Source organism: Sphingobium sp. B2, assembly GCF_007693735.1.
Lineage (GTDB): Bacteria > Pseudomonadota > Alphaproteobacteria > Sphingomonadales > Sphingomonadaceae > Sphingobium > Sphingobium xenophagum.
The window spans coordinates 173,598-200,391 of sequence record NZ_VDBZ01000003.1 but is presented as its reverse complement, the minus strand read 5'-3'; the positions used below and the strand labels follow the sequence as shown (position 1 = coordinate 200,391).

The window sequence follows — 26,794 nt, the reverse complement described above, 5'->3', positions numbered from 1 at the left end:
CACACTTCCTTGATGCAAAAGCTCAACGTGACCCCAAACGTTCCGTTCAAAGCGAAGAGCGGCGAACAACGAGCGCCTGTTTGATCATCCCAAATATTTCAGGCTTCATCACCGCTTGGCGGAGTGCCAGGCTTGCGCAGCCAAGTATGTCTGCGAATAGTTGCGCCACGCAAAGAACGCAAAGATGATGGAGACCAACGCACCGATTGGAAGTACGAAGGAAAGCGACAGGCCGATCTTGCTATGGTCGTGCAGAATATAGTCGTTGACCACCGCGACGGACGACGGCCCCAATGTCAATCCGAGGAAAGTCGCGGTTGCCAGGCCGATACCGCTCGACAGGCCGCGCATCCTGTTTGGCACAGCCTCCTGCAAAGCGGGGGGGACAGACGCATTGCCGGCATTCACAAGGAAGCCGCCTAGCCCGATCAGTATGAGGGCCTCCACGCCGGTTCTGGCTAGAAAGATCGACGCGAACACCGGAATGGCCAGAAGCGCGGCTCCCATCATCAGCAAGAGACGGCCGTTCGGGCGATAGGCTCTCGCCCTGTCGCTCAACGCTCCGCCGGCGAGGACGCCAGTGGCACTCAGGAAAAGCGTCACGCCATATCCCAGGCCAGCCTGCTCGGTATTCCAGCCGAACACGCGCATCAGGAATGTGGGGGTCCATGTCAACATCGCAAGAGTAGGGATAGATAACAGCCCCCACGCAAGAATCAGATTGGCTATGCACCGGGAGTGCGTGCGCAGATAGTCTAGCGTCTCCCTGATAGACGGACTTTCGCTCGCAACCGCACCATGGCGCAGCGGCTCTGGCGTAAAGGCGGCCCAGACGCCGACCAGGACACTTGGTACACCGATGATGAGAAAAGTAACGCGCCATGGCTCAAGTGGCCCTAAAATCGGCATATCGATCATGTGGGAAACGGACAGGACGCCAATTATTTTGCCGCCAAGCGCCATGGCGAGGCCCGCACCGCTCAGCATTGCCAGAGTGAACAGGCCGATGGTCAATCCAAGACGCCGGGGTGGAAACAGATCGGGCATCAGAGAATAGGCAGCGGGTCCGAGCACAGCTTCGCCTATGCCGACCGCCATTCGGAGCAGAAACAGCTGCCAGTAGCTCGTGATGCTCGCGCAAAGCGCCGTAGCCAGACTCCAAAAGACGATGCCAGTGGCGATAAGGCGAAATCGCGGCAAGCGATCGACCATCCGGCCAAGAGGAAAGCCGGCTAGGGCGAATGTTATGGCGAATGCAAATCCGATCAAGGTGCTGATTTGCGTGTCGCTCAGCGTCAAATCGGCTTGGATCGGTGTGATGAGGAGACTGAGCAGTTGCTGATTGAGGTAGAGCGTCGCCGCTGCGAACATTAACACGATTAGTGACGCCCAACTGCGCGGCGTCGTTACAACAGGTGCTGAGGTCGAAGACGATTCAGCGGTGACGTCTAGGCTAGCATGCATCAAGTCAACTCCCCGCTAGCGTCGGGTAGGCGTCAGATCTTGGCGATCCGGAGGATTGCGTCATCATTGTCACCGGCCTGTCTCTCCTGTCCTCAGGGGGGCGCTTTTGCGCGCGTCCCGCCAGTGCGTAGGACAGCCGAACTTGACCAAGCCTCCATGAAAGGCAAGCGAGGATTGAGTAGTGAGAATACCCACTGCGCAAAGCCGGCGAGCCAGTTTTTAAAACACCTGTCGGCGGTCTGACCCACATCGGCTGTCTATTCTCACAAGAAACTGCAGCAATGGTAAGGTGTCGGCGGCACATGGATCAAGAAATGACATGCGAGAACGGGCAAGACTGCCTGGGGCGCCCGATGGCTGATCATGTCCCCGCTCACCTCATCCGCTCGCTCGACTGGTTTGCCGACGAGCCCTTTGAATTGGCCAGTTCGATTTTGTCTGAAGAGCAGCCTCTTGTTTACACCCTTTGCAACCCGATGTTTGGCCAAAGCTGGGTGCCGACCCGCGCCGACATCATGCGCAGGATTGCCGGCAACCCGGCCCTGTTCGCAAGCAAGGGGCAATCGGGCTTTGCCGAGCTCATAGGCGAGAATTGGAGCCTGGCTCCGCTCGAGGTCGATCCTCCCGATCATGCGAAACTTCGCAAGCTTATCAGCCCCTGGTTTTCCCCGGCATCGGTAGCCAAGCTCGGCGAAAAGGCGAAGCGGCATGCCAGTAAGCTGGTTGATCAATTCATTGATAAGAAAGGTTGCGAGTTCAAGACCGATTTCGCGGAGCACCTGCCCGTTGCGATTTTTCTGGATTTGATGGGATGGCCACAAGATCTGGCCCCGATGTTTCGATCTTGGAGTTCCAAGCTGATCCATTCAGATAGCGCCCGGGTGCGCGCCGAGTGCGTGCGTTCCATCACGAACTATCTCCGCGATATGATCGCGGCCAGACGTACTGCGCCCCAAGACGACATGACATCGTCCCTTGTCCATTCCCAGATCGATGGCAAAGAACTCAGCAACGATGAACTGCTGGGGTTGCTGACACTGCTTTTTCTGGGTGGCCTCGATTCGGTAACCGCCGCGCTGACATTTCAATTTTATCACCTCGCGCGGTATCCCACCCTCCAGCGACGGCTGCGCGCTCGGCCTGAGGATATCCCCAAGGCGATCGAGGAAATGCTGCGGTTCAATGGGCAGTCTGTGAACAGCCGCCGGGCGACGGCGGATACGGAGATCGAAGGTGTCGAGATTAAAAAGGGGGACTGGATTTCCCTGATCTGGGCCGTCGCGAACCGGGACGGGCGGGAGCATCAGAATGCCGACGTTCTGAATATCGATAGGGCGAACAAGCGCCACATGACCTTTTCGTTCGGACCCCATTTCTGCATCGGCCACAATCTAGCGCGGCGCGAAATCCAATGCGCCTATGACCAGATGCTCACCCGCCTGCCGCCTTTCCGGTTGGGGAATCCTTCGACCGCCCGCATGCATGGCGGGATCACGTTCGGGATCGACCGTCTCGATCTGCGTTGGGATTGATGCAGGCGCGCGTGCGATGTTAGGGGCCGGTCTTCCAAAGCGTTCAGCTCAGGCGTCGCCAGTAACTTCGGGTCGATCGGCTGGGCGGATTTATCGTTTTACCAGATCCTGTCATTGGCGGGTAAGGCGCTGTCGGCTGTCTAGACTGAAAACGCATCCGCCATCGATGCGGACGGCTATTGCCGTCGCCGATCGGCGTCGCATGAGGAGATCGAAGCTGATGGTGATGGACAATGCCGGCGCAGTCCGCCCCGATTTCATCGATGGCAAGCGGAAACGGCTGCTGATCAACGGTCAGTGGGTCGAGGCGGCATCGGGCAAGACCTTCGAAACGAGCGACCCCGCCACGGGCGAAGTGCTGGCGCAGGTGGCAGAAGGCGACAGCGCTGACATTGACAGGGCGGTGACGGCGGCTCGCCAGGCGTTCAACGGGCCCTGGAACAAGTGGACCCCGGCTGATCGGCAGATGGTACTGCTTCGACTGGCCGACCTGATCGACCGCAATTTCGAGGAGCTGGCGGCGCTCGATACGTTCGACATGGGTGCTCCGATAAGCCGCACCCGCGCCAGTCGGCACCGCGTTCTGGGCATGTTGCGCTATTATGCCAGCCAAGCGGTTACGAAGTGCGGGGAGACCATTCCCAATTCGTTGGGGGGCGATTATTTCTCTTACACTCTCAAGGAGCCGGTCGGCGTGGTCGGGGCGATCATCCCGTGGAACAGCCCCTTGACTGCCAGCATCTGGAAAATCGGTCCCGCTCTCGCCACTGGCTGCACCGTCGTGCTCAAACCGTCCGAACTGGCCCCCTTGACGCCGTTGCGGTTGGGCGAATTGTGTTTGGAAGCGGGCGTACCGCCTGGCGTGATCAACGTCGTTCCCGGCTTTGGCGCGACCGCAGGGTCGGCGCTGGCCAGGCATATGGATGTGGACAAGGTGGCGTTCACCGGTTCGGAAGCGACCGGGAGAAAGATCGTGGAGGGATCGGCCGGCAACCTAAAACGCCTTTCGCTCGAACTGGGCGGCAAATCGCCCGATATAGTCTTCTCCGACGCCGATCTCGACGCGGCGGTGCCTGGCGCAGCGATGGCGGTCTTTTCCAATTCGGGCCAGATTTGCAGCGCCGGAACCAGGCTCTTCGTGGAGCAGGGCATCTACGAGGAATTCGTCAGCCGGGTCGCGCAATTCGCCGAGCAGCTGAAAGTGGGCAAGGGCGCAGACAGCGAAACGCAGGTCGGTCCTTTGGTATCTGGCGATCAACTGGAGAAAGTCGTAGGCTATCTGGATGTAGGGGTGGAACAAGGTGCGCGCTGCCTGACTGGCGGACGGCGACTGGTCGAGAGCGGATATGAAGACGGCCATTTCGTGTCCCCGACGGTGTTCGCCGATGTGCGGGACGACATGCGGATCGCACGAGAGGAAATTTTCGGCCCGGTGATCTCGGCGATACCATTCAAGGACATTGACGAGGTGGTCGAGCGCGGCAACGCCACATCTTTCGGCTTGGGCAGCGGCGTTTGGACCCGCGACCTTGGAAAGGCGCATAGACTGGCCAAGGCGATCCGGGCGGGATCGGTCTGGGTCAACTGCTATCAGGCGATGGACCCGGCGGTGCCGTTCGGGGGATACAAGCAAAGCGGCTACGGGCGGGAGTCTGGCAGCCAGCATATCGACGAGTATTTGAACGTGAAAGCAGTGTGGATCAAAACGGACTGACCGCGTTTTAGACGGCCAGCGTAACGGATCATTATCGCGGTCGGACCGATCGCTTCGACAAGAGGATGTCTATGAACACCATCGACCTTTGGACCTGCGACTGCTGCAGTCTCACCGGCGTCGCTGCGACTGGGGGTGGGGCAGGGGAGCCCTCTGCCCATGACGAAGAAATGACGGCGTTGTTTGATAAGGTCTGCAACTGGGGCAGATGGGGGAAGGAAGATCAGCGCGGTACGCTCAACCATATTGGTCCTGGTGAGATAGCGCGCGCCGCCGCTCTGGTAAAGGAAGGGCGCTCGATCAGCCTCTCGCGCCCGTTTCCAACCCAGCCAGGCACGGAAAATCCGCGACCGGCGCAGCACTTCATGATGGTCACCGGTGAAGACCGCCACGCCCCCCACATTCCGAATATGGAAGCGACGTTCGACTATATCGGGGTTGCTTTTCATGGGCTGGTCTGCACACATCTCGACGCCCTGTGCCACATCTTCCGCGAAGGGCGGATGTATAACGGCCGTCCAGCGAGCGACGTCAGAAGCCGCGGGGCGATCAGCAACAGCGTGATGGAATCCAGGGACGGCATTGTGGGCCGTGGCGTATTGCTGGACATGCCGCTAGCGCTGGAGATGGACTATATCGAACCCAGTCGGCCGATTACCGTGGAGGATCTGGAGACTGCTGAGCGCAGGCTGGGCGTTACCGTGGGGAAGGGCGACATCCTGACCGTGCGTATCGGGCGGGACGTGCGGCCGGGCCGGGGCGATGGCAAAATCGCCGGATTGCATCCGCATGTCGGCGGATGGCTGCATGAACGCGAAGTCGCCCTGCTTGGTGGCGACGGGCCGAACGATGTCATGCCGCCCGATGCCCAAGCGATCTGGACCAACCCGATCCATGAGCTTTGCCTTGTGGGCATGGGCATGCAGTTGATGGACAATCTCGACCTTGAAAGGGCGGCGAAGACATGCGCCGAACTCGACCGCTGGACTTTCCAGATCGTTGTAGCGCCGCTTCTAATTCAGGGAGCGACCGGTTCACCGATCAACCCCATAGCCATTTTCTAGCGCTGGGGGCGGCAGGCTGCGCTCTGACCGACCGGCTTTCGGAAAATCCGCGAAACAGGCTTTGTTGTCGCAAGAGGCGATGGTTATCGGTGGGGCGCTCCCTCGACATTATGGACCGGGCGCGCGATCAACAGATGATTGTGATCGCCTCGTCACGCTCGGCAAACCCGGCTGGTCATGGGCCTAGACGGCCGTATATTTCAGGACGTTTGAAGATCAAGCACTGGGTGAGACCGAAAATGCGCCCGGACCTTGTGTCGGGGAACATCAGTGCGCCAGTGATGGCCATGGCGCGGAATTCCCTCGTTTTGTTGCTGGAAGTTCACAAGCGTTGATGGCATCGGCTGGAGCAGCTGGGGACTGGGACAGTTGGTCATTTTCAGCGAGCTTCTTTAAATGGCCTTCTGACTGCCGAAGCCGGGACGGATGATTCGTGCAATAGTCCCCGGTCAATCTCGCCAATCGACCGGGCGCCGCACAGCTGCATCGTGCGTTCCAGTTCGTCGGTAAGAATGGTGAGCGCGCGGGACGCGCCGGCTTCCAGCCCTGCAAACGCCCCGAACAGGGTCGCCCTGCCGACCATGACGGCGTTCGCGCCCAGCGCGCAGGCCTTTGCGATGTCGCTGCCCCGGCGGACCCCGCCGTCGACCCAGACCTCCGCCCGTCCGCCGACCGCTTCGACGATCGCGGGCAACGCGTCGATCGGCGCTATTGCTCCGTCCAGCTGGCGCCCGCCATGGTTGGAAACGACAATCGCGTCTATCCCAATGGATGTCAGCCGGTCGGCATCCATTGGGTGCAATATCCCCTTCACGATCATGCGGCGCGGCCATTCATCCCGCATGCGTTTGAGCCGGTCCCAGTCAAAAGAGGGATCATAGCTTCTGCCGACGGATGAAGCGATCCGCCCGGCATTAGTTGCCTGCGTTTCCATGCCGATCAGATTTTCCACCATCGGCATTCCGTACCGCGCCATTCCCGCCAGCCAGCGGACATTGAAAGCGAAATCCCGAAAATGCCGTGCGGTGAACTGAAAGGGAAAGGATATCCGGTTGCCGGCGTCGCGCTCTCTCTTGCCGCCGACGGGCAGATCGACCGTGATCATCAAGGCGTCATAATCGGCCGCAAGGGCGCGATTGAGAAGGCCGGCCAGAAATTCCCGGTTCTTCAGTATATAGGCTTGGAACCACAACCGTCCGCCCGGCGCTTCCCGAGCGATGCGTTCGATGGAGGCAGTTGCCGATGTCGACAGAGTATAGGGTATGCCTGCCTCCACGGCCGCCCGTGCTATTGCCACGTCGCTGCCGTGACGGCCAAATCCTGGCCCCCCCGTGGGGGCGATGGCGACCGGCAGGCTCGACCTGCGGCCCAATAAGAGAGTGGAAAGATCGATGCTGGAGACATCCACCAAGGGCCGGGGAATGAGCTTCAGACGCTGGAACGCCTGAATATTGTCGTTCAGGCTCAGCTCGTCTTCCGCGCCGCCATCGAAGAAGTCGAATATGCCCCTCGGCAGACGCCTCTTCGCCAGACGACGCAGCTCCGCGATCGACCATGCCCGCGAAACAAGATGCCTATCCCACATTGATGCTTTCCGCCGTTCCAAGCCGGACTGCCGAGATCCGTAACATCAGGCAGGCCATGTCATTTATTCCGCTAGCGATCTCGCCCGATCCCTATCTCACCACGAGCGGCGAATTGAGTGGATCAAAATCGATGGAGGCAAGAACAGCAGCGTTACGGTAAACCCGCTCCTGCGGCCGATCTTTGACGATTCCTGCCGCACCCATGATCTGCACGCCTTCGCGGCCGCAATGCGCGATCAGCTGATTGGCTGAGGAGATGATGTCATTTGCGCGCTGTTCTCGCCGCTCTTCGTCGATATCGGCGGTCGCCACGTCGAGCAGGCTGAGGCGCAGGGCCTCCGCTTCCATGTAAAGGTCCGTCAAGGTGAAGGAGACACCCTGGAAACCGATGATCGGCTTGCCAAATGCCTCTCGTTCTCGCGCGTAATCGCCGGCATAGCGCGTGGCTGCGGCGGCCGTGCCCACGCAAATGGCGGCATGAACCATGCGGCATGTCGTCAATGCCTTCAACAAACCTTGGGAATGCAGGGCTGCATCAGCGGGCACGACAAGGTCTGAGATCCGTGCCTCGATAGCAGAAGGGCAAGCGGTCATGCCGATGCGCCGCCCACTTTCCTCGCTCGAGAATATCACGGCTTCGCCCGGGTTCTCGGCAATGACAGCGGTCAGCCCGCCGTCCTCATCCCGCCCAACGATGACCGACACGACGGCCGTGCGGGGGTACATGACCGGCGATTTATAGCCGTTGACCAGCAACTGGTTGCCATGCCTGCGAATTTCGGTCTGGCTTTCCGAAGGGGCGATGCCGCGGCCTTCATACATATAGAGGCTGGCGGGTAGAAACGGATCACTCGCGAAACGGGGCAGCCATTTTGCCTTCTGTTCATCGGTACCGCAGGCCGCTATGATCCACGCCACCTGCCGGGATGCCAGCCATGCATAGGCAATACCCGCGTCGGCCCAGGCCATGGATTCCGCCGCGAGGCAGAAGGCGACCGGATCGCCGACGCCCTCGGCAAAGCCGTCCGCTCCGGGCAGGCCGAACCTTGTCAGTTCGGACCGCACCGTGGACGGCACCGAGCCGGAATCTTCCGCCTCGCTGGCGTAATCGCGCAGGCCGGTCGCCAATTCCTTGAGGTCTTCGATCATTCGGGTTTGTGTCGGGGTGAAGCCCAAGTCTAGCATGATGTCGCGTGCTCTTCGATAAAGGGTAACTCGGCATTTTGGTCTTTGGGAAGGGGATGCCGTTCGCCGATCCGCAAGAGCTAGACAGGCGAATGCGGCCAAACCGCCAAAAATCGCGTTCCAACTTCACTATCCCATTTTTCGGCCGGGTGAATGCCGCGGCCAATGGTGGATTCCCGGCACTTGCCGGTCAAAGGATCGACGCCTTGCGATGTGGCGCAGGGACCGTTGGCGGTCGTTTGCGCCGCTGCTGCTGGAGAAAAAGAAGGCCGGAGCGATATCTTGGGTATCCTTGCCATCGATCGATATCCCGGAGGGAGTGTAAGGGAATGAGTCAGAAAGCCAATGCGAACGGAAAGCCGCTAGCGGTCGTGATCGGCGCCACGTCGAAATGGCAATCCGATGGACCGGATACCAAAAGGGCGCATGGCGCGGACGGCGTCGACGATAGCGACATGCCGGTCGGAATCCGCTGGGGCGTGGGCGGGGCTGTCGCGCAGAAATTTGCACGCGAAGGCTTTTTCGTCGTGATGACGACCCGCACCGCCGCCAATGCGGAGGGGCTGAAACAGGCGATTGAGGATCATGGTGGCGAGGGGATGATCGTCGAGCTTGACCTTGGATCGCACGCATCCATCGTTTCGGCCTTCCAGACCATCCGCGAAACAGCGGGGGACCCGGATTTCGTCCTTTACAATCCGGGGTACAGCGAAGGCCGCTCTCTGCCCAAGGAACAGGAACTGCTGGAATATTTCCCGCTCGATATGTTCGATACGGCGTTGCAGCTGGCTGCGCGTGCGCCTTTCCTTGTCGCCAAGGAAGTGCTGCCCGCCATGCGAGAGCGGGGGAGCGGGTCGCTTTTCTTCTCCAATAACAAGGAATGTCTGCGCGGCCGCAAGCGCAACACCGGATCCTCGCTCTATTATCCGCGCGTCATGATGCGGTCGCTCGCACAGGCGCTGACTGATGAATATTCCGAATATGGCGTGCATGCCGCCAACATCGTGATCGACGGCGGCATCGATGCGCCGGGCGTCAGGGCGCTGGCGCAGAAGGCGGCAAGCGGCGGGCAGACGGCGCAGCCCGCCAACCTGTCCGGCCCGCTACTCGATCCAACCAAGATCGCGGAGGCCATTTATTATTTGCATATACAGGATCCGTCATGCTGGAGCCATGAAATCCAGCTGACGCCGTTCAAGAAAAAGCTCGATTACTGATATTCGGCGATCATCCTGTCTTGGTCCAAAGGAGTTGAGGAACGTTATGCTTGAAGACACCGACCGCAATCTTCTAACCGGAAAAGCTGTGATCGTGACGGGCGCCGGGAGGGGACTGGGGGCGGCCTTCGCCCGCCATGCCGCGTGGTGTGGCGCGGATGTGGTGGTGGACGATGTCGATCTGGTGGAAGCTAAGGCCGTTGCGGCAGCCATCTGCGCCGACGGAGGCAGCGCCATCGCGTGCGGCCTGTCGGTAGCTGAGGCCGATAACGCCCAGGCACTCGCCAGCCTGTGCATGGAACGGTTCGGCCGGATCGATGGGCTGATCAACAATGCGGCGATCTTCTACATCCGGTCGATCTGGGAGGAGGACGCCGCCGAGGCGCAAAGGCTGGTCAGCGTCAACCTCATGGGTGCTATCAACTGCGCGGCCGCGGTGACGCCCCATATGCGTACAGCAGGGCGGGGAAGCATCGTCAACGTCGCGTCCAGCGCGGCATTTGGCCTTGCGGGAAGAGGGGCTTATGGAGCCACCAAGGCAGCGCTGCTGTCCCTCACCTACACATGGGCGCTGGAATTGCAGGCGGATGGAGTAAGGGTCAATGCGCTTGGCCCGCGCGCGGCAACCCGGATGAACCTGCGCACGGAAGAGACGGTTGAACAGGTCGCGCCGGTCGCCACCTATTTGCTCAGCGATCGTTCAGCGGACGTCAACGGTCAATGCATCCGGGCCTGCGGCATGGAAATCGCTTGGACGCTGCCCTTCCGCTATGCGGAAATGACCTCCAGGACGACACCTGGGATCGACGGCGTGCGCGATGCGCTCGACCGTGCCGATGCCGGGCCGCAACCTTTCGGGCTGAGGCCGTAATCGGCATTCATCGAGTGATGGCGGAACTCGGGCGGGGTGAAATCGTGGGGTTGCGATCTAGAGATCAAAAAATGTCGTCCGTTAAAGAGGCTCTCCGAACCACAGCCGAGCAGATCATTCCTGCTCCTGCCCCACCCGATCATGTCTCCAAGTTGGACTGAAAATCTCAATCAGCTGTTCGAACCGTTGATTGCCATAATGGACATCTACAAGGATTTTTCGCCGATCTTCTAGTGGCCCTGGCCTTCGCGCGGCAGTTGCGATGGCACATGGATCGTAATCAACCATGGCGACATCGAAGTCGTCTTTCAAAGCGGCTCCTTTTTCTTGGCGCAGGAGGCATCCAACTTTTCGGGGCACGGTAGTAGAAACCTTCAAAACCCTGTCCCAATCGGTCGATGCGCCTCTACATGATGCCTACCGCAAATTTTTTGATCACATGGTTCAAGTCCAAAGTGACGTTATCAACGACCTGATCGTTAGCTTCTTCGACACGGCAAATGCGATGCCGCCCATGATTGCAGCCGTCGATATTCCGCGTCGATCATCCGCAACCTGGTGGGCGTCACGAAATATCGCGTCAAAGATTTCTGACATGGAAATATGCCGTTCTGGCCGACAGGCGCGATATCGACCGGCTTTACTGGGGTGCTCGACATGCGGCGGATTATATGCGCGGTACAGTCGAAGAGGGTTGCCAAAATCCGAGCGACAAGTTGGCAAGCACCATCGTCCATGGCGAGATCGATGCTGCTGAACGACGATGAGGTCATCGCCATGTTGTTGATGTTTCTCGCGGGACTGGGGACCTTATCGCCGAGGTCGTCGCTGAGTTTCCGTCGTCTGGCGCTGGATAGGGAATTGCAGAGAAGCTGCTCTGCAATTCTGACCTGATCCCCGGGGCAATTGATGAACTGCTGCGCCTGCTTGCCGTTGTAAAGCGAGCCGCATGGCGACCAGGAATTATGAAATTCGCGGTTCGAAGATCAGGGCGGTCGACTTCGTTACGCGCCATACGATTGCTGGCAATTTCGATCCGGAGTCTTCAAGGGCGTGCGCGAGACGGCGAGCAGCCGCGCGCTGAAGCGTCATTCCTGCTTCGGCAGTGACGCACTTCTGTGACTGGGTCAGCATCTCGCGCGGCGTGAGCTTCGGATCTGAATCGGGGAATGCCTGCGCTGCATTCCGCTGCTTAAGATAAAGCCAGACGCCCAGGCATATGGTAGATCCGGGACAGATCGCTGCGCGCGAAGTGCCGACTGTCTGGAATGTTAGCGCGATTGGCCGAGGTGGCCGTCGTGGTCAGGACCAAATGATCGGCGTGCTTGCCAGCGCCAGCTCGGTTCAAGACGCGTTTCCGCCTCAGCAGACGTCCTCTTCCCTTACGACCGGTCGGCTCTCCCGCGTTGCGCGCATACGGCTTTCCTTGTCGTCAGGATCGGAGGTGAGGACGACATGATCCTCATGAACCTCTAGTAGCACGCCCATGAAGGCGATTCCTTTAAAACTGCCGGTGACGCGGTAACTGACCATGTCGCCGACCTTAAAGCTGGCCGGATCGAAATTGAATTCGAACGGACAGGCATCGCCGCCCAATCCATGCATGACGAATCTCCGAAAATTCAATGGCTGCCAAGCGGAAACCACCCGCGCCCGTTTATCGTTGCCGCAAATATGACATTCCACCAGGGAAAAGTCTCTGTGTCCGCTATTCGAGCCGAGAAGGGCATCTCGCGAGCCAGTGCAAAAACAAAACTCGGCTCCATGGAAGCGGGTTTCGTCCAAATCATCTGTTGTGTTGCGCTTGCGAGACTCGGCCGCTTCAGATCAGACCGCGTTCCTTCAGCACCATCTCGGCTGAACGGATGCCCTCGACGCCGGCCGGAATGCCGGCATAGGCGCCCACGATCGTCATCGCCTGACGGATTTCGTCGGCGGAACAACCATTGTTCACCGCGCCGCCAAGATGCGTTTTCAGTTCCGGCACGCGACCCATGCATGCCAGCAGCGACGTGACGAGCAAGCTGCAGATCTTCGGTTCCAGCGGACCGTCGGCCCATGCCCGGTTGAAGCACATTTCGTCGGTCATATCGCGAAAGGCACGATTGAAATCGTTGGTGCTGGCGATGCGACGGTCCCAATAATCGTCGCCCAATGTGCGATGCTGGATTGCGCGGCCTTTTTCCACATGGCTCGTCATATTGTCTGCTCCTGTTGCTTTTCTGTGCCAAACTGCGCGCCGGCCCAGCCTTCGAGAATTTTGATGAGATGGCCGAAATCGAGATCGGCATAGCCCTGAGACAGGCCAAAGGCGATGAACTGGCGGGCCTGCTGGCTGACGGGCATCGTTACCCCGAGCCGCTCGCCCTCACTCAAGCAAAGGCGCACATCCTTATCCAGGAGCGCTGTCGCGAAACGATGCGGAAAGCTGCGATCGACGACGCACTGCTGGATCTTGTTCGAGATCGCGAAGGATTGACCGCTCGACACCTTGATGACATCCAGCATCGTCTGCGCGTCCAGCCCCGCCTTTGCTCCCAGCACCAGCCCTTCGAACGAGGCCATCGTCGTGGTCGCCATGATTGTGTTGTTGATCAGTTTCATCAAATGGGCCGCACCCGGCTTGGCCCCCAGATAGAAATGGTTCTTGCCCACAGCGTCCAGCGCCGGGCGAACTTCACGACAGGCGGCCTCGTCACCGGACAGCATGATCGCCAGCGTACCCGCTTCGGCGCCGGTCGTGCCGCCGCTGACAGGCGCGTCAATCAGCTTAACGCCCCTTTCCGTCAACTGCGCTGCCACGCGCTGCGCCACGGAAGGACCGGTGGTCGAAAAGTCGACGATGATTCGCACCTTGCCGGCACCCAGACCGCCTGCGCCCAGCAGCGCCTGTTCCACGATGTCGGGCGTCGGCAGACTGATGCAAGCTATCTCGACTTGCGTGGCGAGCTCTTCCAGCGAATTGGCCGTCGCCGCGCCCTCTGCGACTAGCGCGTCCAGCGCCCTCGGGTTGACGTCGAAAACCACCACGTCATGTCCCGCGCCAATCAGGCGCCTGGCCATGGGTCGACCCATATTCCCCAGTCCTACAAAACCCAGTCGCATGCTTACGGTCTTTCAAATCATTTTCTGTGTCGCGGGGGAGGGCGGAGCAGGCGTTTTGCCAGAAACCGAACCCATATCCCTGTCTCTTATACACATCTAGATGTGTATAAGAGACAGGTCGCATGCTTACGGTCTTTCAAAGCATTTTCTGTGTCGCGGGGGAGGGCGGAGCAGGCGTTTTGCCAGAAACCGAACCCATATCCCGCGTTCGCCCTTAGGACCGGTAAAAAGCGGAAAACCTCTACTTGCGGCAGGGTCAACCATGTTGGCGCGGAGCAATTCGGCTGCTATCTGGCGGATCGGGCGAGTCAGGATGTCTAATCTGACAGGCGCGTGGTGCATATGGTCGTCGGCGGCGCGGATGGTCTGCAAAAAGGGTGGTGGCTGGCTTCAATGGAGAGAAAAACCTTTCGCCAAAGCCAGCCATTTCGGCCAGGGTTGCACGCGGCATCAGCCGCTCCTTCAGCGTCGAGGAAAGCGACCGGAATTTCCGGAAAGCGCCTGTCGTCGCCCACGGTCGCAGAAACGGAGGCAGCGGCGTGGATCGCGCGTCTCGACAGCGATCATGTGTCAGAGAGTGATCGGGAGGCTTTCAGAGCTTGGTATGAAGCCAATGAAGAGCATCGCCAAGCGGCCGATGCGATGTCCGATCTTTTCGCCCAGTTGGACCTGTTGCGCCGCCGCCCATAGCGCGGTCCTGCCGTCCGTCGGCCCGACGACATCCTTCACTGTTTGAGATAGCAGTCGATCATTTCCGCCAATATCGCGGTCGGGCGTTCGAGCAAATCTTTATCCTTTTCCCATAAGGAGCGGACCGCGACACCGCGAAACACGGTGTTGATGAGCAACACCAGATCCTCCGCCTTCGTTCGGGACATGCCATATTCCATGAGCCGTTCCGCCCACCGTTCTTCGGTATGTTGCCGTAGACCACGAACGGAGTGGAATATCGTATCGCGCAACTCCGGTGTTCGGGCCGATGTGACGGCGACGTCGAGCGTTGCGGGAAAGGATGCGCCGAAAAAGAAAGCGCGGCTTTCAGCAATCACGTCCTGTACGGTTTCCTCCAGCGTTTCCCGCCGCTGGAAATGCTGCGCACTGACGTCGGTGCCTTCTCTCAGCCACTCGAACGCTCCTGCTACCAGGTCCACCTTTGTAGGGAAATGGTGCAGCAGCGCTCCCTTCGACACACCCGCGATCTCTACCACCTCTGCCGTACGAAACCCAGCCAGTCCGCGCGTCTTCAATACGGCCACCGCAGCGTCGAGCAGCGTTTTCCGCATCAACTCGCTGCGCTCACCCTGAGCGCGTCTCAGTTTCTTTTGCGGCACCGGCGAATACTCCATAGCGAAAACTTGCCACCAGTCGCCCCCCGTCGAGCGGCCATTGTTCAGATCGAAAGGGTTTCTTCGTCTAAAGATTCCCGATGTCAATTGCAAACGAACTACCTCCAGCTTCGAACGCAAATCCGCATCCGAAGGCCGACAAGGGCGGACGACTAGGCGAGGACGTTCTGCAGCGCCCTGCGACATCAACGGCCTGTCGAATAATCTGCCCATGGCCTTGATGCAATCTTGACGAACGGCAACGAACCAAGTTACGGTCCGGGCAGACGGCATGTAAAGTTTTTGTCACTGGTCGAGGGCTGCGAAACGGCTTCGCGGGCAAGAGGCGCGGTGGGTTCCAACGCTTCGTTACGGCTTGAAAAAGAAGAATTTCTGTCAGCAGAAACCAGGAGTTGCAGATGCTGAACGCTATAGGAATGACGCCCACCCTGGCTGCATTTCTGGACCATGAAACCGCTCTCAAGCGGTTCCTAAGCCGGATTTTGCCCACTGAGTCGGACGTAGAGGACATTGCGCATGAAGCGTTTATCCGCGCTTATTCCGCATCCGCCACTCAGGCTATCCTGATGCCTAAGGCGTTCCTGTTCCGCATCGCGAAAAACCTCGCCATCAATGAGCGTAGCCGCATGTGGAATACGACGACCACGTTCGTGGGGGATGCGGAGGAACTCGATAGCCTCGGCGCCGGCAGTGACAGCGAAGTGTCTGGGGAGGATCGCTTGGATAGTCATCGCAAGTTCGAGTTGCTGGCGCAGGCGATCGACCAGCTTCCATCGCAATGTCGGCGCGTGTTCGTCCGTCGCAAGATCGAAGGCTATTCCCATAAGGAAATCGCGGCCGAAGTCGGAATCTCGGTCAGCACAGTGGAAAAGCATATCGCGGCCGGGTTGATCCGGTGCCAGAAATATCTCGCCGACCGCGGATATGAGGTCGGCCCCACTCACAAGCGCCAATCCGCACCGCTTTCCCCGACGTGCAGTTAGGTCATTTGATCGCACGCGGCTCTCGCCGGCCATCTCGACGCTCCCTTCCCCGGATCTTGGTGGCTTCTTCGCCATCGGCTGACGCGTAGGGGCGAACTGGCCAATAAGGTCGCAACCTTAGCCTAACGCTGCGTGGAGGCGACATCAGATGCGAGGCAATATCTTTCAGTGATAAGAGTGATGCTTCGCACGATGCGATTGGCGATCTGCAATCATGACCGCTCAGATGGCCAATACCCCCATTCGCGTCGGCGACCGATAATCGCCGTCTCACACAACCTCCTTGAAATAGCGCATTTGTCTGCCGGAAACCTATTTACCGCGCGATTTCGCTGAAGAGCCAACCATGCCTCATCGGCATAACTGATAAATTTTTTTTACAGGCGAGGAGTCGGCCTCGGCGTCTGTCATGGAAACGATGCAACAGAGAGACCGTTTATGAGCGCTCGTCAAGAATCCTACGCCGACATTCGTGAGGCGGTCCGCCGCCTTTGTTCTCATTTCCCCGGAGAATATTGGCAGGGACTGGACCAAGACCGCGCCTATCCCAAAGACTTCGTGAATGCCTTGACTGAGGGCGGCTTCCTTTCGGTCCTTATACCCGAGGAATATGGCGGATCCGGCCTTGGCCTCCAGGCGGCGACGGCGGTGCTGGAGGAAATTCACCGGTCGGGGTGCAATGGCGGCGCATGTCATGCCCAGATGTATACGATGGGCACGGTGCTCAAGCACGGGTCAAAGGAACAGAAGGAAACCTATCTGCCCAAAGTAGCATCGGGTGAACTGCGGCTGCAGGCCTTTGGCGTGACGGAGCCCTCGGCGGGCACGGACACCACGCGCATTCGCACCTTTGCAGAACGCGTCGGCGACAAATATGTCATCAACGGTCAGAAAATCTGGATCAGCCGCGCTGAGCATTCCGACCTGATGGTACTGCTGGTCCGCACAACGCCGCGAGAAGAGTGCGCAAAGCCGTCGGACGGATTGAGCGTCCTGCTGGTCGATATGCGCGAGGCGGTCGGCCGCGGACTGACCATACAGCCGATCCGTACGATGCTGAACCACGCGACCACCGAACTTTTCTTCGACGATCTGGAAGTGCCGGCGGAAAATCTGATTGGTGAGGAGGGCAAAGGCTTTCGCTACATCCTGTCCGGCATGAACGCGGAACGGATACTGATCGCCTCCGAATGCATCGGCGACGGGCGCTTCTTCGTGGACCGGGCATCTGCCTACGCGCGTGACCGTAACGTCTTCGGCAGGCCCATCGGCCAAAATCAGGGCGTCCAGTTCCCTATTGCGCGCGCCCATATTCAGGTGATGGCCGCCTCTGAGATGGTCGATAAAGCTGCTAGCATGTTCGACGCCAATGTCGATTGCGGGACAGAAGCCAACATTGCCAAGCTGCTGGCATCGGAAGCAAGCTGGTTCGCCGCTGACACGTGCATTCAAACTCATGGTGGTTTCGGCTTTGCCGAGGAATATGACGTTGAACGCAAGTTTCGTGAGACCCGGCTCTATCAGGTCGCGCCGATTTCCACGAACCTGATCCTCAGCCATGTCGCGACCCACGCGCTCGGCCTGCCCAAGAGCTTTTGACTGCCATGCTGGAAGATATTCTCGTCGTTTCGCTCGAACAGGCGGTCGCCGCTCCCTATTGCACGCAGCGCCTGGTCGATGCAGGCGCGCGTGTCATAAAAGTCGAGCGGGCAGAGGGCGACCTTGCGCGCGGTTACGACGAAGTTGTGCATGGGGAGAGCGCCTATTTCGTCTGGCTGAATCACGGTAAGGAATCGATCGTAATCGATATCAAGAATCCAGCCGATAAAGGGCTGCTTGCATCTATTCTCGCCAAGGCAGACGTTTTTGTCCAGAATCTCGCTCCCGGCGCTGCGGCGCGCGCGGGTTTCGGGTCAGAGGAATTGCGCGTCCGGCATCCGCGGCTCATCACCTGCGACATTTCCGGCTATGGGGAAAGCGGTCCCTGTCGGGACATGAAGGCCTATGATCTGCTTATCCAGTGCGAAACCGGTCTGGCGTCGATCACCGGTTCGCCAGAAGCGCCCGGAAGGGTGGGTGTGTCGGTGGCTGACATTGCCTGCGGGATGAACGCCTATACCGGCATTCTTCAGGCCCTCTACGACCGGCGGGAAAGCGGGACTGGAAAGTCAATCGCCATTTCCCTGTTTGATTCTCTGGCGGAATGGATGGCAGTTCCTCTGCTGCACCATGATTATGGCGACGCCGCGCCAGTGCGGGTCGGGTTGCGGCATCCGTCAATCGCGCCCTACGGGGCCTTTTCCTGCCGCGACGAGCGCAGGATCGTCATCGCCATCCAGAACGAGCGCGAATGGCGTCGTCTCTGCGACGAAGTGCTGGAAGCACCCGAGATTGGGCGCGATCCCGATTACGCACGCAATTCGCTCCGCGTGCTCAATCGCAACCCGCTTGACGCGCGCATCGCATCCATATTCGCGCAGTTCGATCTCGACGATCTCATCGCACGTCTGCGCAGTGCCGCCATTGCCTACGGCAGTGTGAACGACGTTGGCCAGTTGTCCACCCATGCCCAGCTGCGACGCATCACAGTGGGCACGCCGACGGGGCCGGCTGATATTCCCGGGTCCCCCGTCGCCGGCTTCAGACAAGCGCAGGGGTATGGCGACGTGCCTGCGCTTGACAGTCATGGCGCGTCGATCCGGAAGGAATTCGCTTGACCGACCTGTCGTCCTTTATCGGCCGGGAAGAGGTGGTGCACGATTTCAGCGACCGGCATCGCATCGCCCGGCTTGCGGCGCTGCTCGACCATGAAACGTCCTTCTTAGCGCCGCACGTGCTGCCGCCGCTTGGCCACTGGCTGTGTTTCCTACCGGGCGATCGGCAATCCAGGATCGGACCGGACGGGCACCCGCTCCGCTCTGGAGAGGGTTTGCTGCCAAATGTCGATCTGCCACGTCGGATGTGGGCGGGCAGCCGCATCCGCTTTCTGGGCGACATCGCTCTCGATGCGCCTATCAGCCGGAGGTCGAGGGTGATTGCTGCCGATTTCAAATCTGGGCGTTCTGGCGAAATGTTGTTCGTGACCCTGCGACATGAGATCGCCGAGCATGGACAAGCCGAGCAGATCGTGGAAGAGCAGGACATCGTCTATCGCCAGAGCGTGTCCTCCGTAGAGCCCTTCGCCCGGCGCACCCTAGCGGTCGAGGGTCAGGATGCCGCCGTCCGTTGCGTCACGCCAGATCCGATCATGCTGTTCCGCTATTCCGCGCTGACTTTCAACAGTCACCGCATCCATTATGACCGCGACTATGCGCGGGATAAAGAAGGCTATCCTGGACTGGTGGTCCAAGGACCTTTGATGGCGACACTACTGATGGATCATCTGTTGCGAACGGAACCCAGGGCAAAGGTCGTCCGGTTCAACTTTCGCGCAGTATCGCCGGTTTTCGACGGCGAAGAGGTGCTTTGCGGGTGGTCTGCAGACGGCGACCTGCGGCGTCTGCGCGCGATCGGCCCCTTTGGGCCGGCCACGATTGCCGAGGCCGAACTAGACGCGTCCTGTCCCGCGAAAAATTAGAAAAACAGTGGTATGAAAGTCCTGGTGGCCGTGAAGCTGTTGGCGCGAGCCGATCCGTGGTCGACGCAGGTTATGTGCAGAACGGCTTTCAGGTGAGGCCAACTGGTGCAAGATCGTCGTGCTGAAGTTTACATCTTCGTCGGCATTTCTGGGGCAGCCTAATATCTTGCGAGCATGAAGGGTTCAAAAATTGTCATCGCGGTCAACAAGCATGAGTACGCGAATATATTTCAGGTGGCCGGAATTTACTTGTCATTGATTTTGAAAATTCTGGTTCTGAAAAATATTTCGAACTTTCGAGTCCTTTCTCTGAACATGGAATTATCATGATATCTCCAGAACTCGACAGCGGTTCACTGAAAGCAGCGCCTATGCGATCCCTGCTATTCGTTCCTGCCGATCGGCCTGATCGCTTTGAGAAAGCGGTCGGAAGCGGTGCAGATGCACTTATCCTGGATTTCGAGGACTCGGTCGCCCTGAGCGCCAAGGCGAAGGGACGGGATGCTGTGACGGAATGGCTTGGCACGCGTCCCGGAGTGACGACGTTCGTTCGGGTCAATCCGCTGGACAGTCCCTTTATCGCAGATGACATCGCGGCGGTCGTGGCTGCTCGCCCCAATGGGGTTGTCTTACCCAAAGCGAAAGACGCGCAAGATGTGCGCAGGCTCAAGGCGCTGCTGGAGGGTGCTGATATACCGATACTGCCGATCGCGTGCGAAACGCCTTCGGCTGTTTTCGGCCTTGGCACGTACGAGGAGGTTGGAAGCAATCTAGCAGGCCTGACATGGGGCGCTGAAGACCTTCCCGCAGCAATGGGCGCAAGCAGCGCTCGTGAGCCGGACGGGTCCTACACGGACCCATACAGAATCGTTCGCGCACTCGTGCTTTTTGCAGCTCATGCTGCCAGCGTGCCCGCGATCGAGACTGTATTTCCAGCGATACGAGACCTGAAAGGACTGGCGAGCTATGTGGAACGTGCCCGCCGCGACGGCTTTACCGCCATGATGGCGATTCACCCTGCGCAGGTGAAGATTATCAACGAAGGCTTCAGTCCGACGGCGACCGAAATTGAGGAGGCCCGGCGAATTATAGATGCATTTGAGAGCAACCCGGACGCCGGGGTGTTACAGGTCCAAGGAAAGATGCTGGACCTGCCTCACCTCAAACTCGCCAAGCGCATCCTTCGTCTCGTTCATATTGAAACCGAATCCTAGTGTCGATCTATTCCCGGTGAGACGACGAGAGTACAGAAATGGATAAATATGTCCCACTGAAATCTATGCTTCAGTTTGTCCAATAACGCCCCGAAACAAAGATTTGGGGATTTCGAGTAAGGGCGCTCCAAAGAGGAGTGAGTGGAGAGGTTGATATGGAGCGTGGGTTTTATGTTCTGAAATTTGATCAGGCCGCTGGCGAGTAGCAACGCATTGCCCCTATCGATGAGCTGGAAGAGGTGATAAATTTTAAATCATGAGCGGTGATGAGTTTGAGCATGATGGAAAATACTCAACGTCAACGACAAGCGCCCACTCGGCTACGGGATTGGCTGTGGCGGCCGTGGTATGCGAAGCTATGGTGGAGCGGAGTGCCAGCCTATTTGCTGGGGATGCTCGCATCCGTCAAGATTGATGCTCTGGCTGAAGTTTATCATTCGGCTGCCGGTGGATTTCTGAACATCTTGTTCTTCCCGCCGATGGTGACGCTCGTTCTCTCGTTCGGTTTCCTTCGACAGAGGTTGGCGTCGTTGCCAGCTCAGGAGGACGGTGAATTTGATGAGGACGCATTCTGGGAGAGCAGGAAGTATGGGCCATCAGGCTTGCCGAAAGAGATTGATCCGCTGGATTCCTCGTCCGGCGCTCTGTGGATCGGCAGCTCTTTGAACCCCCATAACCCCGGCTACATCAATCGCGCTTCTTGAACGACCCGTCCCCGTCTGTTGGACCGTTAGCTAAATCGGTCGAGAAGCGGCCATTGTATAGGAGCGAAGACTGCTCGAATGAAGTGACGGGGGCGTTCAGGTCAGTGGTTCCACGCGCGCTGTCAGCATCTCCAAGATAGCGATTTCTCAGGCCATGGGGTCCAAGGATCTCTGAGGTAAGGCGATTTGTGAACGCATCTGCGGGTTGGCCGGCCTTCGAAGCTGCTTGCTCGGCGTTAGCGATAGCTTGCCGGACATCGTAATTTACGATGCTGAGCTGACTGCTGGCGGCTTCGTTCGTGGTCCCGCTTTCCTGACTTGAAACGGCAAGAGAACCTCCAACTCGGCCGCTGCCACTCCCCGATCTACCTTTGCGAGTTCCGCCGCCTGTGCTGATGGTCGTACCTGCGATTTCGCCTTGGGTAGTAATATTAAAAACATTCTGATCTTGAGCGGCCCTTCCGATCGAGCGCTCCCAGCCTGTCTGGGCCATTATCGCCTGCACGTCGCGTTGGAGCGTGTCAGCGACCTGCGGTTTTAGGCGCCAGTTGCCCTTGCGATCCATCTCGAACCCGCCCTTGAGCCAGTTCGCCATAGCAGCGCGACCCTCGGCGCCACCGCCCATGAAATGCTCGATCGTGTCGGGACCGGCCTGCTTGCCGGCCTCGAACCGCGTGCTGGTGTCATTGCGCGCCGACTTCTCGAACCCTGCGCTACTGGAGACGAGCAGGTCATTGTGCGCGAAACTGAACCGGGCATGGCCGCCATTGGCGACCGCGCCGAGCTGGCTCTCGTTGAGGAGGCCGGCCTGCCACATCTGTGCGGCCGTCGCCGGGGTGAGGTTCATCCTGAAGTCGCCATTCTGATCCATGGCGATCTGGCGCTTGCTCATTTCGATACCATTGGCGCGCAGCAGGCCCTGCATGCGCGAAAGGCGCTCGCGTTCGACGATGCTGGTCAACCTTGCGTTGCGGGCGCGGTCGGCAATGCCGTCAGCGCCACCTTCCGCCATGTCGAACTGGTTACCGCTCGCATCGGCAAGCGTCCGAATGAAGCTGTCGAGACGGGCGGCTTCGCGCGTGGACATGCCCGCCGCTTCAGCGCCTTGCGCAAAGCCGAAATTCTCCGACTGGCGCCGCTGTTCGCCGATCCGGGCAGCGCTGCGCGTGCCGTCATGGCCGACCTCGCGCTGCGCGTCGAGCTTGCCCGAGCGCTCGGCAAAATCATAGCCAGCAGTTTCCCGGGTCCGCCCATAAACGCTGGTGCCTTCCCGCGCTGCTTCGACCGTTGCCCCGTCAGCGGTACCCAGATCGGTCGCCGCCCGATAGGTTTCGAGAGCCTTGGTGACCTGGGCCTCATTGCGGCCAGTGGCGCGGGAGAGTTGCGTGATGGCAGATGAGCGCGCTTCGCCGGAGAGGGCATTGATGAATGCGATGCGGCGGCTCATTTCATCGACCGGAAGGCCGAGCATCGCGGCAGCGTTGCGCTGACCTTCATTGTCGCCAGTGCGATGTGCCTGCTCAGTCGCGACATTGCCCCGTTCCACTTGGCGGACCCGGTCGCCAGCATAGTCGCGCCGTCCTTCCATCGCCCCGACCTGCACCTGCGCTGCCGTCAGGTCATTGCGCAGCATCTCCTCTTGAGTGAAGCTATGGGCGATCAGTTTCGCGAACGTCGGATCGGCGCTGGCCTCGGCCACGACGCCGCTCGCCTTGAGTTCGGCATCCTGGGTTCCATAACCGGCGCGTTCAAAATGCCGCGTTGCCGCCTGCATCATCATGCCATAGGCACGGGTGTCGCCAAAGGCCCGCCACTGGACCAGACCCTGGGTGAAGGCGCCAAACGCCTTCTCGCCTGCCTCACCCTTCCCGAAATAGCTGGTGCCAAGGTTACGCAGCGCGTCCTTTTCGGCAAAATTATGGATCGCGCCAGTCGCCGCCGCCGCGCGCACGGCGCTGGCCGTGGCCGGATCGTTGAGATCGCGCACGTGCAGCGCGGGCGCGAGGCCGCCCAGTTCGCGGGTGGCATCGATCGAACCCAGACCCATGGCCGCACTGCCGGGCACCCCGCCGCCATGGGCGGCGTCGACTGTGCCTGCTGCGCCAAAGCTGCGGTTGGTTCCGAAGGTCGAGCGCTCTCCGAAATCGCCAAAACCAGAAGTGGCCGATCGGCGGGCGCCCGTGCCCATGGCCGATGCCTGGGCCTCAAGCGCCGAGGCGAAGCCTTCGGACGTCGATACGGTGGCCGCTGCCGCCGAGCCCTGCGCCTGAACGCCCAGCGACCCGCTGGTGAAGGAGGAGAAGACATTGCCGGAAAAGCGGAACACGGTGAACACAAAGGCGCCGGCCAGGCCCGCCGCTGCCGTGCGGAAGCTCCCGAAGATAGCGAGCGCCTTCATCGCCGAGGAGGGGGCAAGCATCCACGTCGTAGCCGCCACATGATTGGAGCGCAACTCAGCCAGCACCGCCATCGCGCGGCCTAGGGTCAGCTGATAGATGCCAGCGTCGATCACGCCCCAGAGCGCCATGAACACGAAGAGCCCCAGCGCGAAGCTCGCGACCCGAAGGTTGATGGGGGTGAGGATGAACAGGAGGGCGATCGGCATCATGAACAGCATGATCCCGAACACCATTGCGCGGATCGTTGGCATCCATTCATTGGCGGTCGACATGGTCGCCAGGCCGCCTGCGACAATGGCCCGGTTGGCCATCACCCGCGAGGCCGTCGCCGGACTGTCCTCGAACAACACATCGCCGACACTGGTTCCCAGCAGCACATCGGTGAGGAAGGCCTGGGCAGTGAGCGGCGTGCCCAGCATCATGTCGCCCATCTCGGCGAGATTGCTGCGGCAGCGCGCGAGCTGGTCGGCCTTGGCGACATCATAGCCTGTACGCTGGCAAACCTGGGCGGAGTAATCCTCGAACACGGCAGGGTCAGAGAGCCGGTCGGCGATATTCTCCCAGGCCTCGTTACAGCTGACCGTCGTCCCGCCTTTGTCGGCAGCGGTGAAGACCGTGCTGAATGTCGCCGGCCCCGCCATCGCCGCGAAAGAGGCGGGGAGGTCGGTGCTGGTGCGGAACAACTGGTCGTCGTCGATCCCGTATGCGGGCGAGACCCGGGCGACCGGATAGCATTGGCGGACATAATCCTTGATCGTCGCATCGAGAAAGGCGTCGGTCATGGGACCGCGCGGGCTCACCGCATTGAGGAACAGGTCGAAGGCATGGCCGCCCGCACCGAACTCGAGCTTGGCGTGGGGGTCGAGCGTATTGTCGTCGATCGTCTCGGCGAGCGCCCGCTCCATCATGTTGGTGACGCCCGCCACCAGGACGATCAGGTTCGGAACATCGCCCACCGGCTGATAGGCGTTGCGCACCCGGTCATAGACATGGACGGTGCCGGTGGTCGCGACCAGACCGACGAACAGGCCGATGCCGACCAGCATCTGGAGCCCAAAGGCAACCAGACCCATGCCGTTGCCGCGGATCATGGCGAGCACGGCGCCCAGCGCGAGGCCCACGACCGCGACGATAAGCACCAGCGTCTCGTAGCGCGGATCGGCGAAGATCATCGAGACGAGGCGGAAAGCATCTACCGTTTCGGCAAAGCCGTCATAGGTGTGGAAGCTCGTCTCCAGCGCCAGGGCGGGGGAGGTAATCGAGATCGCCGTCAGGCTGGTGAGGGTGCGGGCAAGGCGTTGCATTAATCGTCCCCAACTCAGCGGTTGCGGCTGGCGGCGGTGCCGGCGGCGTCGCGTGCATCCCGGTCGCGCTGGCGGATAAGGCCGGCATAGCCTGTCGAGAGGTTCGCCTGAGAGAGCGCGGCAATATAGGATTGCCGCATCTGCGCTCGCTGGCGCAGCACTTCTTCGCGCAGGTCGCGCAGTTGCTCGATGCCCTTGGTGAGGATGCGGGTCTGGCAGATATTGGCGCTGGCTCCATCGGCGGCGCCCGCCGCGCTGGTCCCGCGCTCGGCATTGGAGATGGCAAAATCGATGCTGCGGGTGAGGTCGTTCAGCATCTGATAGGCGAGCGTCAAGGCGACCAACTCGTCGGTATCGCTGATCACCGAGTCGACCACATCCTGGCGCACACCCCATTCAAGCATCCGGTAGACCGGCAGGGTCCGCACATTGGCGACAAACTGTCGCTCCTCGGCCGTCAGCGCAGCGCGTGTCCTGATCTTCCCGGCGATCGAGGTCATGCGCTCACGGGTGAGTGCCAGCGCGCCCTTGGTCCCGTCCTGAGTGCAATCGGCGGCGGTGGCCGGCATATTGAGCGCGCGGCGCATCACCCGACCGCTCAGGAAATCGTCCGAGGACTCGGTATCTTGGCCCGTGCAGGCGGGGATGGCCGAGAAGAGCGGGACCTTGTCGATCGCATCCCAGCGCATATAGACGTCGCCCACCCGCGCACGCATGACGCCCGCCCAGTTGGCGGCACCGACGCGGGACGCGGCATGGGAGAGAAGTGATCCGGTGCGGAAGATGTCGGTGACTTCGGCAGGGCAATTGGCCAGCGCATCCTTCAGATCTTCGGTTGGGCTATTCCCGTTTGCCTGGATCTTCTCACGGCTCTGCTGATAGCTTTTGGCGTAGCCTTGCCTGACCGACTTGTAGCCGGTCATTTCCTCGATGATCCCTGACATATTGTCGTCGCCCCTGGCGATCTGGACCATGCGATTGGCAAGACGGCAGTCATTCACCTGGATGGAATTCAAAAAATTGGTGGCCGCCTCCATCTTTGAAATGATGTTGCCCATCTTCTCGTCGAGCGTCTCGAGCAGATATTGAAAGGCGACGGCGGGCGCGGCCTGGAGGATGCTTTCGAGCTTCTGGACGAGATAATCGGGGTCGAGGAAGGACATGCCGCCCAGAAACATGTCGATGCCTCCGCAGCCCGCCTTCACCTTGGGCATGGTGAGCGACATGAGATAGTCGCTATGGACATCGATCCGGCCCGACATGCCGCCGGCGGTCACATAGCCGCGGGTCTGGTCCTCGAAACTGCCGGGGCTGGTATAGGTCACATTGTCGAACCAATGTTCGGCCCAGCTTTGCGCATGGGCCGGCGCGGCGGTGAGGCCGCAGGTCGAGAGAAGGGCGATTACGTATAAGGCCGGGCTAGATATGAAGAGGCGCATGGCGGTTTTCCTGGTAAAGAAAGGACAGGAGAAGCCGGCCCGCCATGCACACGCCCCTCGTTGTCGGAGATGGATAGTTCAGGAATTTAT

At 59.9% G+C, this 26,794-nt stretch carries 23 protein-coding genes; 13 read left to right on the top strand and 10 right to left on the bottom strand.

The genetic code is table 11. The features are described from left to right. Nucleotides 1-108: 108 nt before the first annotated feature. The gene (locus FE851_RS19285; RefSeq protein ID WP_261371133.1) at nucleotides 109-1,464 is read right to left on the bottom strand and encodes an MFS transporter; all 1,356 of its coding nucleotides are present in this window, start codon (nucleotides 1,462-1,464) and stop codon (nucleotides 109-111) included. A 353-nt stretch (nucleotides 1,465-1,817) separates the two neighbouring features. On the opposite strand from FE851_RS19285, the gene FE851_RS19280 reads away from it, so the two are divergent. The 3 genes from FE851_RS19280 to FE851_RS19270 all read left to right on the top strand — a co-directional run bounded on the left by FE851_RS19280 (nucleotide 1,818) and on the right by FE851_RS19270 (nucleotide 5,774). Then, entirely contained in the window at nucleotides 1,818-2,996 is a 1,179-nt protein-coding gene (locus FE851_RS19280; RefSeq protein WP_186378921.1) for a cytochrome P450, read from the top strand. A 220-nt stretch (nucleotides 2,997-3,216) separates the two neighbouring features. Continuing rightward, on the top strand, nucleotides 3,217-4,710 hold the full coding sequence (locus tag FE851_RS19275) for an aldehyde dehydrogenase family protein (RefSeq protein ID WP_222422977.1): 1,494 nt from the start codon (nucleotides 3,217-3,219) through the stop codon (nucleotides 4,708-4,710). Between the two features lie 170 nt (nucleotides 4,711-4,880). Then, a complete protein-coding gene (locus FE851_RS19270; RefSeq protein ID WP_186378920.1) occupies nucleotides 4,881-5,774 on the top strand; it encodes a cyclase family protein in 894 nt (297 codons plus the stop codon). Nucleotides 5,775-6,153: 379 nt separating this feature from the next. Here the strand turns inward: FE851_RS19270 and FE851_RS19265 are convergent, their stop codons facing one another. Then, a complete protein-coding gene (locus FE851_RS19265) occupies nucleotides 6,154-7,359 on the bottom strand; it encodes an alpha-hydroxy acid oxidase (protein ID WP_145206095.1) in 1,206 nt (401 codons plus the stop codon). Nucleotides 7,360-7,450: 91 nt separating this feature from the next. Continuing rightward, nucleotides 7,451-8,647, bottom strand: coding sequence for an acyl-CoA dehydrogenase family protein (locus FE851_RS19260; RefSeq protein ID WP_145206092.1), 1,197 nt, complete (start codon nucleotides 8,645-8,647; stop codon nucleotides 7,451-7,453). Between the two features lie 227 nt (nucleotides 8,648-8,874). Between FE851_RS19260 and FE851_RS19255 the strand changes: the two genes are divergently transcribed. Both FE851_RS19255 and FE851_RS19250 read left to right on the top strand, forming a co-directional pair. Continuing rightward, the gene (locus FE851_RS19255; protein WP_145206090.1) at nucleotides 8,875-9,762 is read left to right on the top strand and encodes an SDR family oxidoreductase; all 888 of its coding nucleotides are present in this window, start codon (nucleotides 8,875-8,877) and stop codon (nucleotides 9,760-9,762) included. A 46-nt stretch (nucleotides 9,763-9,808) separates the two neighbouring features. Continuing rightward, nucleotides 9,809-10,633 carry an SDR family NAD(P)-dependent oxidoreductase gene (locus FE851_RS19250; protein WP_145206086.1) on the top strand — a complete coding sequence of 275 codons (825 nt, stop codon included), beginning with the start codon at nucleotides 9,809-9,811 and terminating at the stop codon, nucleotides 10,631-10,633. Nucleotides 10,634-10,747: 114 nt separating this feature from the next. On the opposite strand, the gene FE851_RS19245 is transcribed toward FE851_RS19250, so the two are convergent. After that, nucleotides 10,748-10,945 (bottom strand): hypothetical protein, encoded by a 198-nt coding sequence (locus tag FE851_RS19245; RefSeq protein WP_145206083.1) that lies wholly within the window; start codon nucleotides 10,943-10,945, stop codon nucleotides 10,748-10,750. Nucleotides 10,946-11,380: 435 nt separating this feature from the next. On the opposite strand from FE851_RS19245, the gene FE851_RS26300 reads away from it, so the two are divergent. Then, the gene (locus tag FE851_RS26300) at nucleotides 11,381-11,527 is read left to right on the top strand and encodes a hypothetical protein (RefSeq protein WP_186378919.1); all 147 of its coding nucleotides are present in this window, start codon (nucleotides 11,381-11,383) and stop codon (nucleotides 11,525-11,527) included. A 468-nt stretch (nucleotides 11,528-11,995) separates the two neighbouring features. Here the strand turns inward: FE851_RS26300 and FE851_RS19240 are convergent, their stop codons facing one another. The 3 genes from FE851_RS19240 to FE851_RS19230 form a co-directional block, all read right to left on the bottom strand. Continuing rightward, nucleotides 11,996-12,238: a hypothetical protein gene (locus FE851_RS19240; RefSeq protein WP_145206616.1), complete on the bottom strand. Its 243-nt coding sequence runs from the start codon at nucleotides 12,236-12,238 to the stop codon at nucleotides 11,996-11,998. Between the two features lie 217 nt (nucleotides 12,239-12,455). Beyond that, on the bottom strand, nucleotides 12,456-12,833 hold the full coding sequence (locus FE851_RS19235; protein WP_145206080.1) for a carboxymuconolactone decarboxylase family protein: 378 nt from the start codon (nucleotides 12,831-12,833) through the stop codon (nucleotides 12,456-12,458). Next, nucleotides 12,830-13,738 carry an NAD(P)-dependent oxidoreductase gene (locus FE851_RS19230; protein ID WP_145206078.1) on the bottom strand — a complete coding sequence of 303 codons (909 nt, stop codon included), beginning with the start codon at nucleotides 13,736-13,738 and terminating at the stop codon, nucleotides 12,830-12,832. Before FE851_RS19230 ends, FE851_RS19235 begins: the two co-directional genes overlap by 4 nt. Nucleotides 13,739-14,080: 342 nt before the next feature. On the opposite strand from FE851_RS19230, the gene FE851_RS19225 reads away from it, so the two are divergent. Continuing rightward, nucleotides 14,081-14,428 (top strand): FecR/PupR family sigma factor regulator, encoded by a 348-nt coding sequence (locus tag FE851_RS19225; RefSeq protein WP_145206075.1) that lies wholly within the window; start codon nucleotides 14,081-14,083, stop codon nucleotides 14,426-14,428. 35 nt (nucleotides 14,429-14,463) lie between these two features. On the opposite strand, the gene FE851_RS19220 is transcribed toward FE851_RS19225, so the two are convergent. Further along, nucleotides 14,464-15,204, bottom strand: coding sequence for a TetR/AcrR family transcriptional regulator (locus FE851_RS19220; RefSeq protein WP_186378918.1), 741 nt, complete (start codon nucleotides 15,202-15,204; stop codon nucleotides 14,464-14,466). Nucleotides 15,205-15,482: 278 nt separating this feature from the next. Here FE851_RS19220 and FE851_RS19215 point away from each other — a divergent pair, with 278 nt between their 5' ends. The 6 genes from FE851_RS19215 (at nucleotide 15,483) to FE851_RS19190 (ending at nucleotide 21,562) form a co-directional block, all read left to right on the top strand. Further along, complete coding sequence (locus FE851_RS19215; protein ID WP_261371132.1) at nucleotides 15,483-16,067, top strand: RNA polymerase sigma factor; 585 nt, start codon at nucleotides 15,483-15,485, stop codon at nucleotides 16,065-16,067. A 438-nt stretch (nucleotides 16,068-16,505) separates the two neighbouring features. Further along, nucleotides 16,506-17,666, top strand: a complete 1,161-nt coding sequence (locus FE851_RS19210; protein ID WP_145206066.1) for an acyl-CoA dehydrogenase family protein — start codon at nucleotides 16,506-16,508, stop codon at nucleotides 17,664-17,666. 5 nt (nucleotides 17,667-17,671) lie between these two features. Further along, the gene (locus FE851_RS19205; RefSeq protein ID WP_145206063.1) at nucleotides 17,672-18,784 is read left to right on the top strand and encodes a CaiB/BaiF CoA transferase family protein; all 1,113 of its coding nucleotides are present in this window, start codon (nucleotides 17,672-17,674) and stop codon (nucleotides 18,782-18,784) included. After that, on the top strand, nucleotides 18,781-19,644 hold the full coding sequence (locus tag FE851_RS19200; RefSeq protein ID WP_145206060.1) for an acyl-CoA dehydrogenase: 864 nt from the start codon (nucleotides 18,781-18,783) through the stop codon (nucleotides 19,642-19,644). The genes FE851_RS19205 and FE851_RS19200 overlap by 4 nt, the downstream gene beginning before the upstream one ends. A gap of 326 nt (nucleotides 19,645-19,970) precedes the next feature. Continuing rightward, the gene (locus tag FE851_RS19195; RefSeq protein WP_261371090.1) at nucleotides 19,971-20,858 is read left to right on the top strand and encodes an HpcH/HpaI aldolase/citrate lyase family protein; all 888 of its coding nucleotides are present in this window, start codon (nucleotides 19,971-19,973) and stop codon (nucleotides 20,856-20,858) included. 278 nt (nucleotides 20,859-21,136) lie between these two features. Next, nucleotides 21,137-21,562, top strand: a complete 426-nt coding sequence (locus tag FE851_RS19190; protein WP_261371089.1) for a hypothetical protein — start codon at nucleotides 21,137-21,139, stop codon at nucleotides 21,560-21,562. Here FE851_RS19190 and FE851_RS19185 read toward each other — a convergent pair. Next, nucleotides 21,546-25,265, bottom strand: coding sequence for a conjugal transfer protein TraG N-terminal domain-containing protein (locus FE851_RS19185; RefSeq protein WP_145206054.1), 3,720 nt, complete (start codon nucleotides 25,263-25,265; stop codon nucleotides 21,546-21,548). The genes FE851_RS19190 and FE851_RS19185 overlap by 17 nt on opposite strands. Nucleotides 25,266-25,279: 14 nt before the next feature. Beyond that, nucleotides 25,280-26,704, bottom strand: coding sequence for a conjugal transfer protein TraH (locus tag FE851_RS19180; RefSeq protein WP_145206051.1), 1,425 nt, complete (start codon nucleotides 26,702-26,704; stop codon nucleotides 25,280-25,282). Between the last annotated feature and the right edge of the window lie 90 nt (nucleotides 26,705-26,794).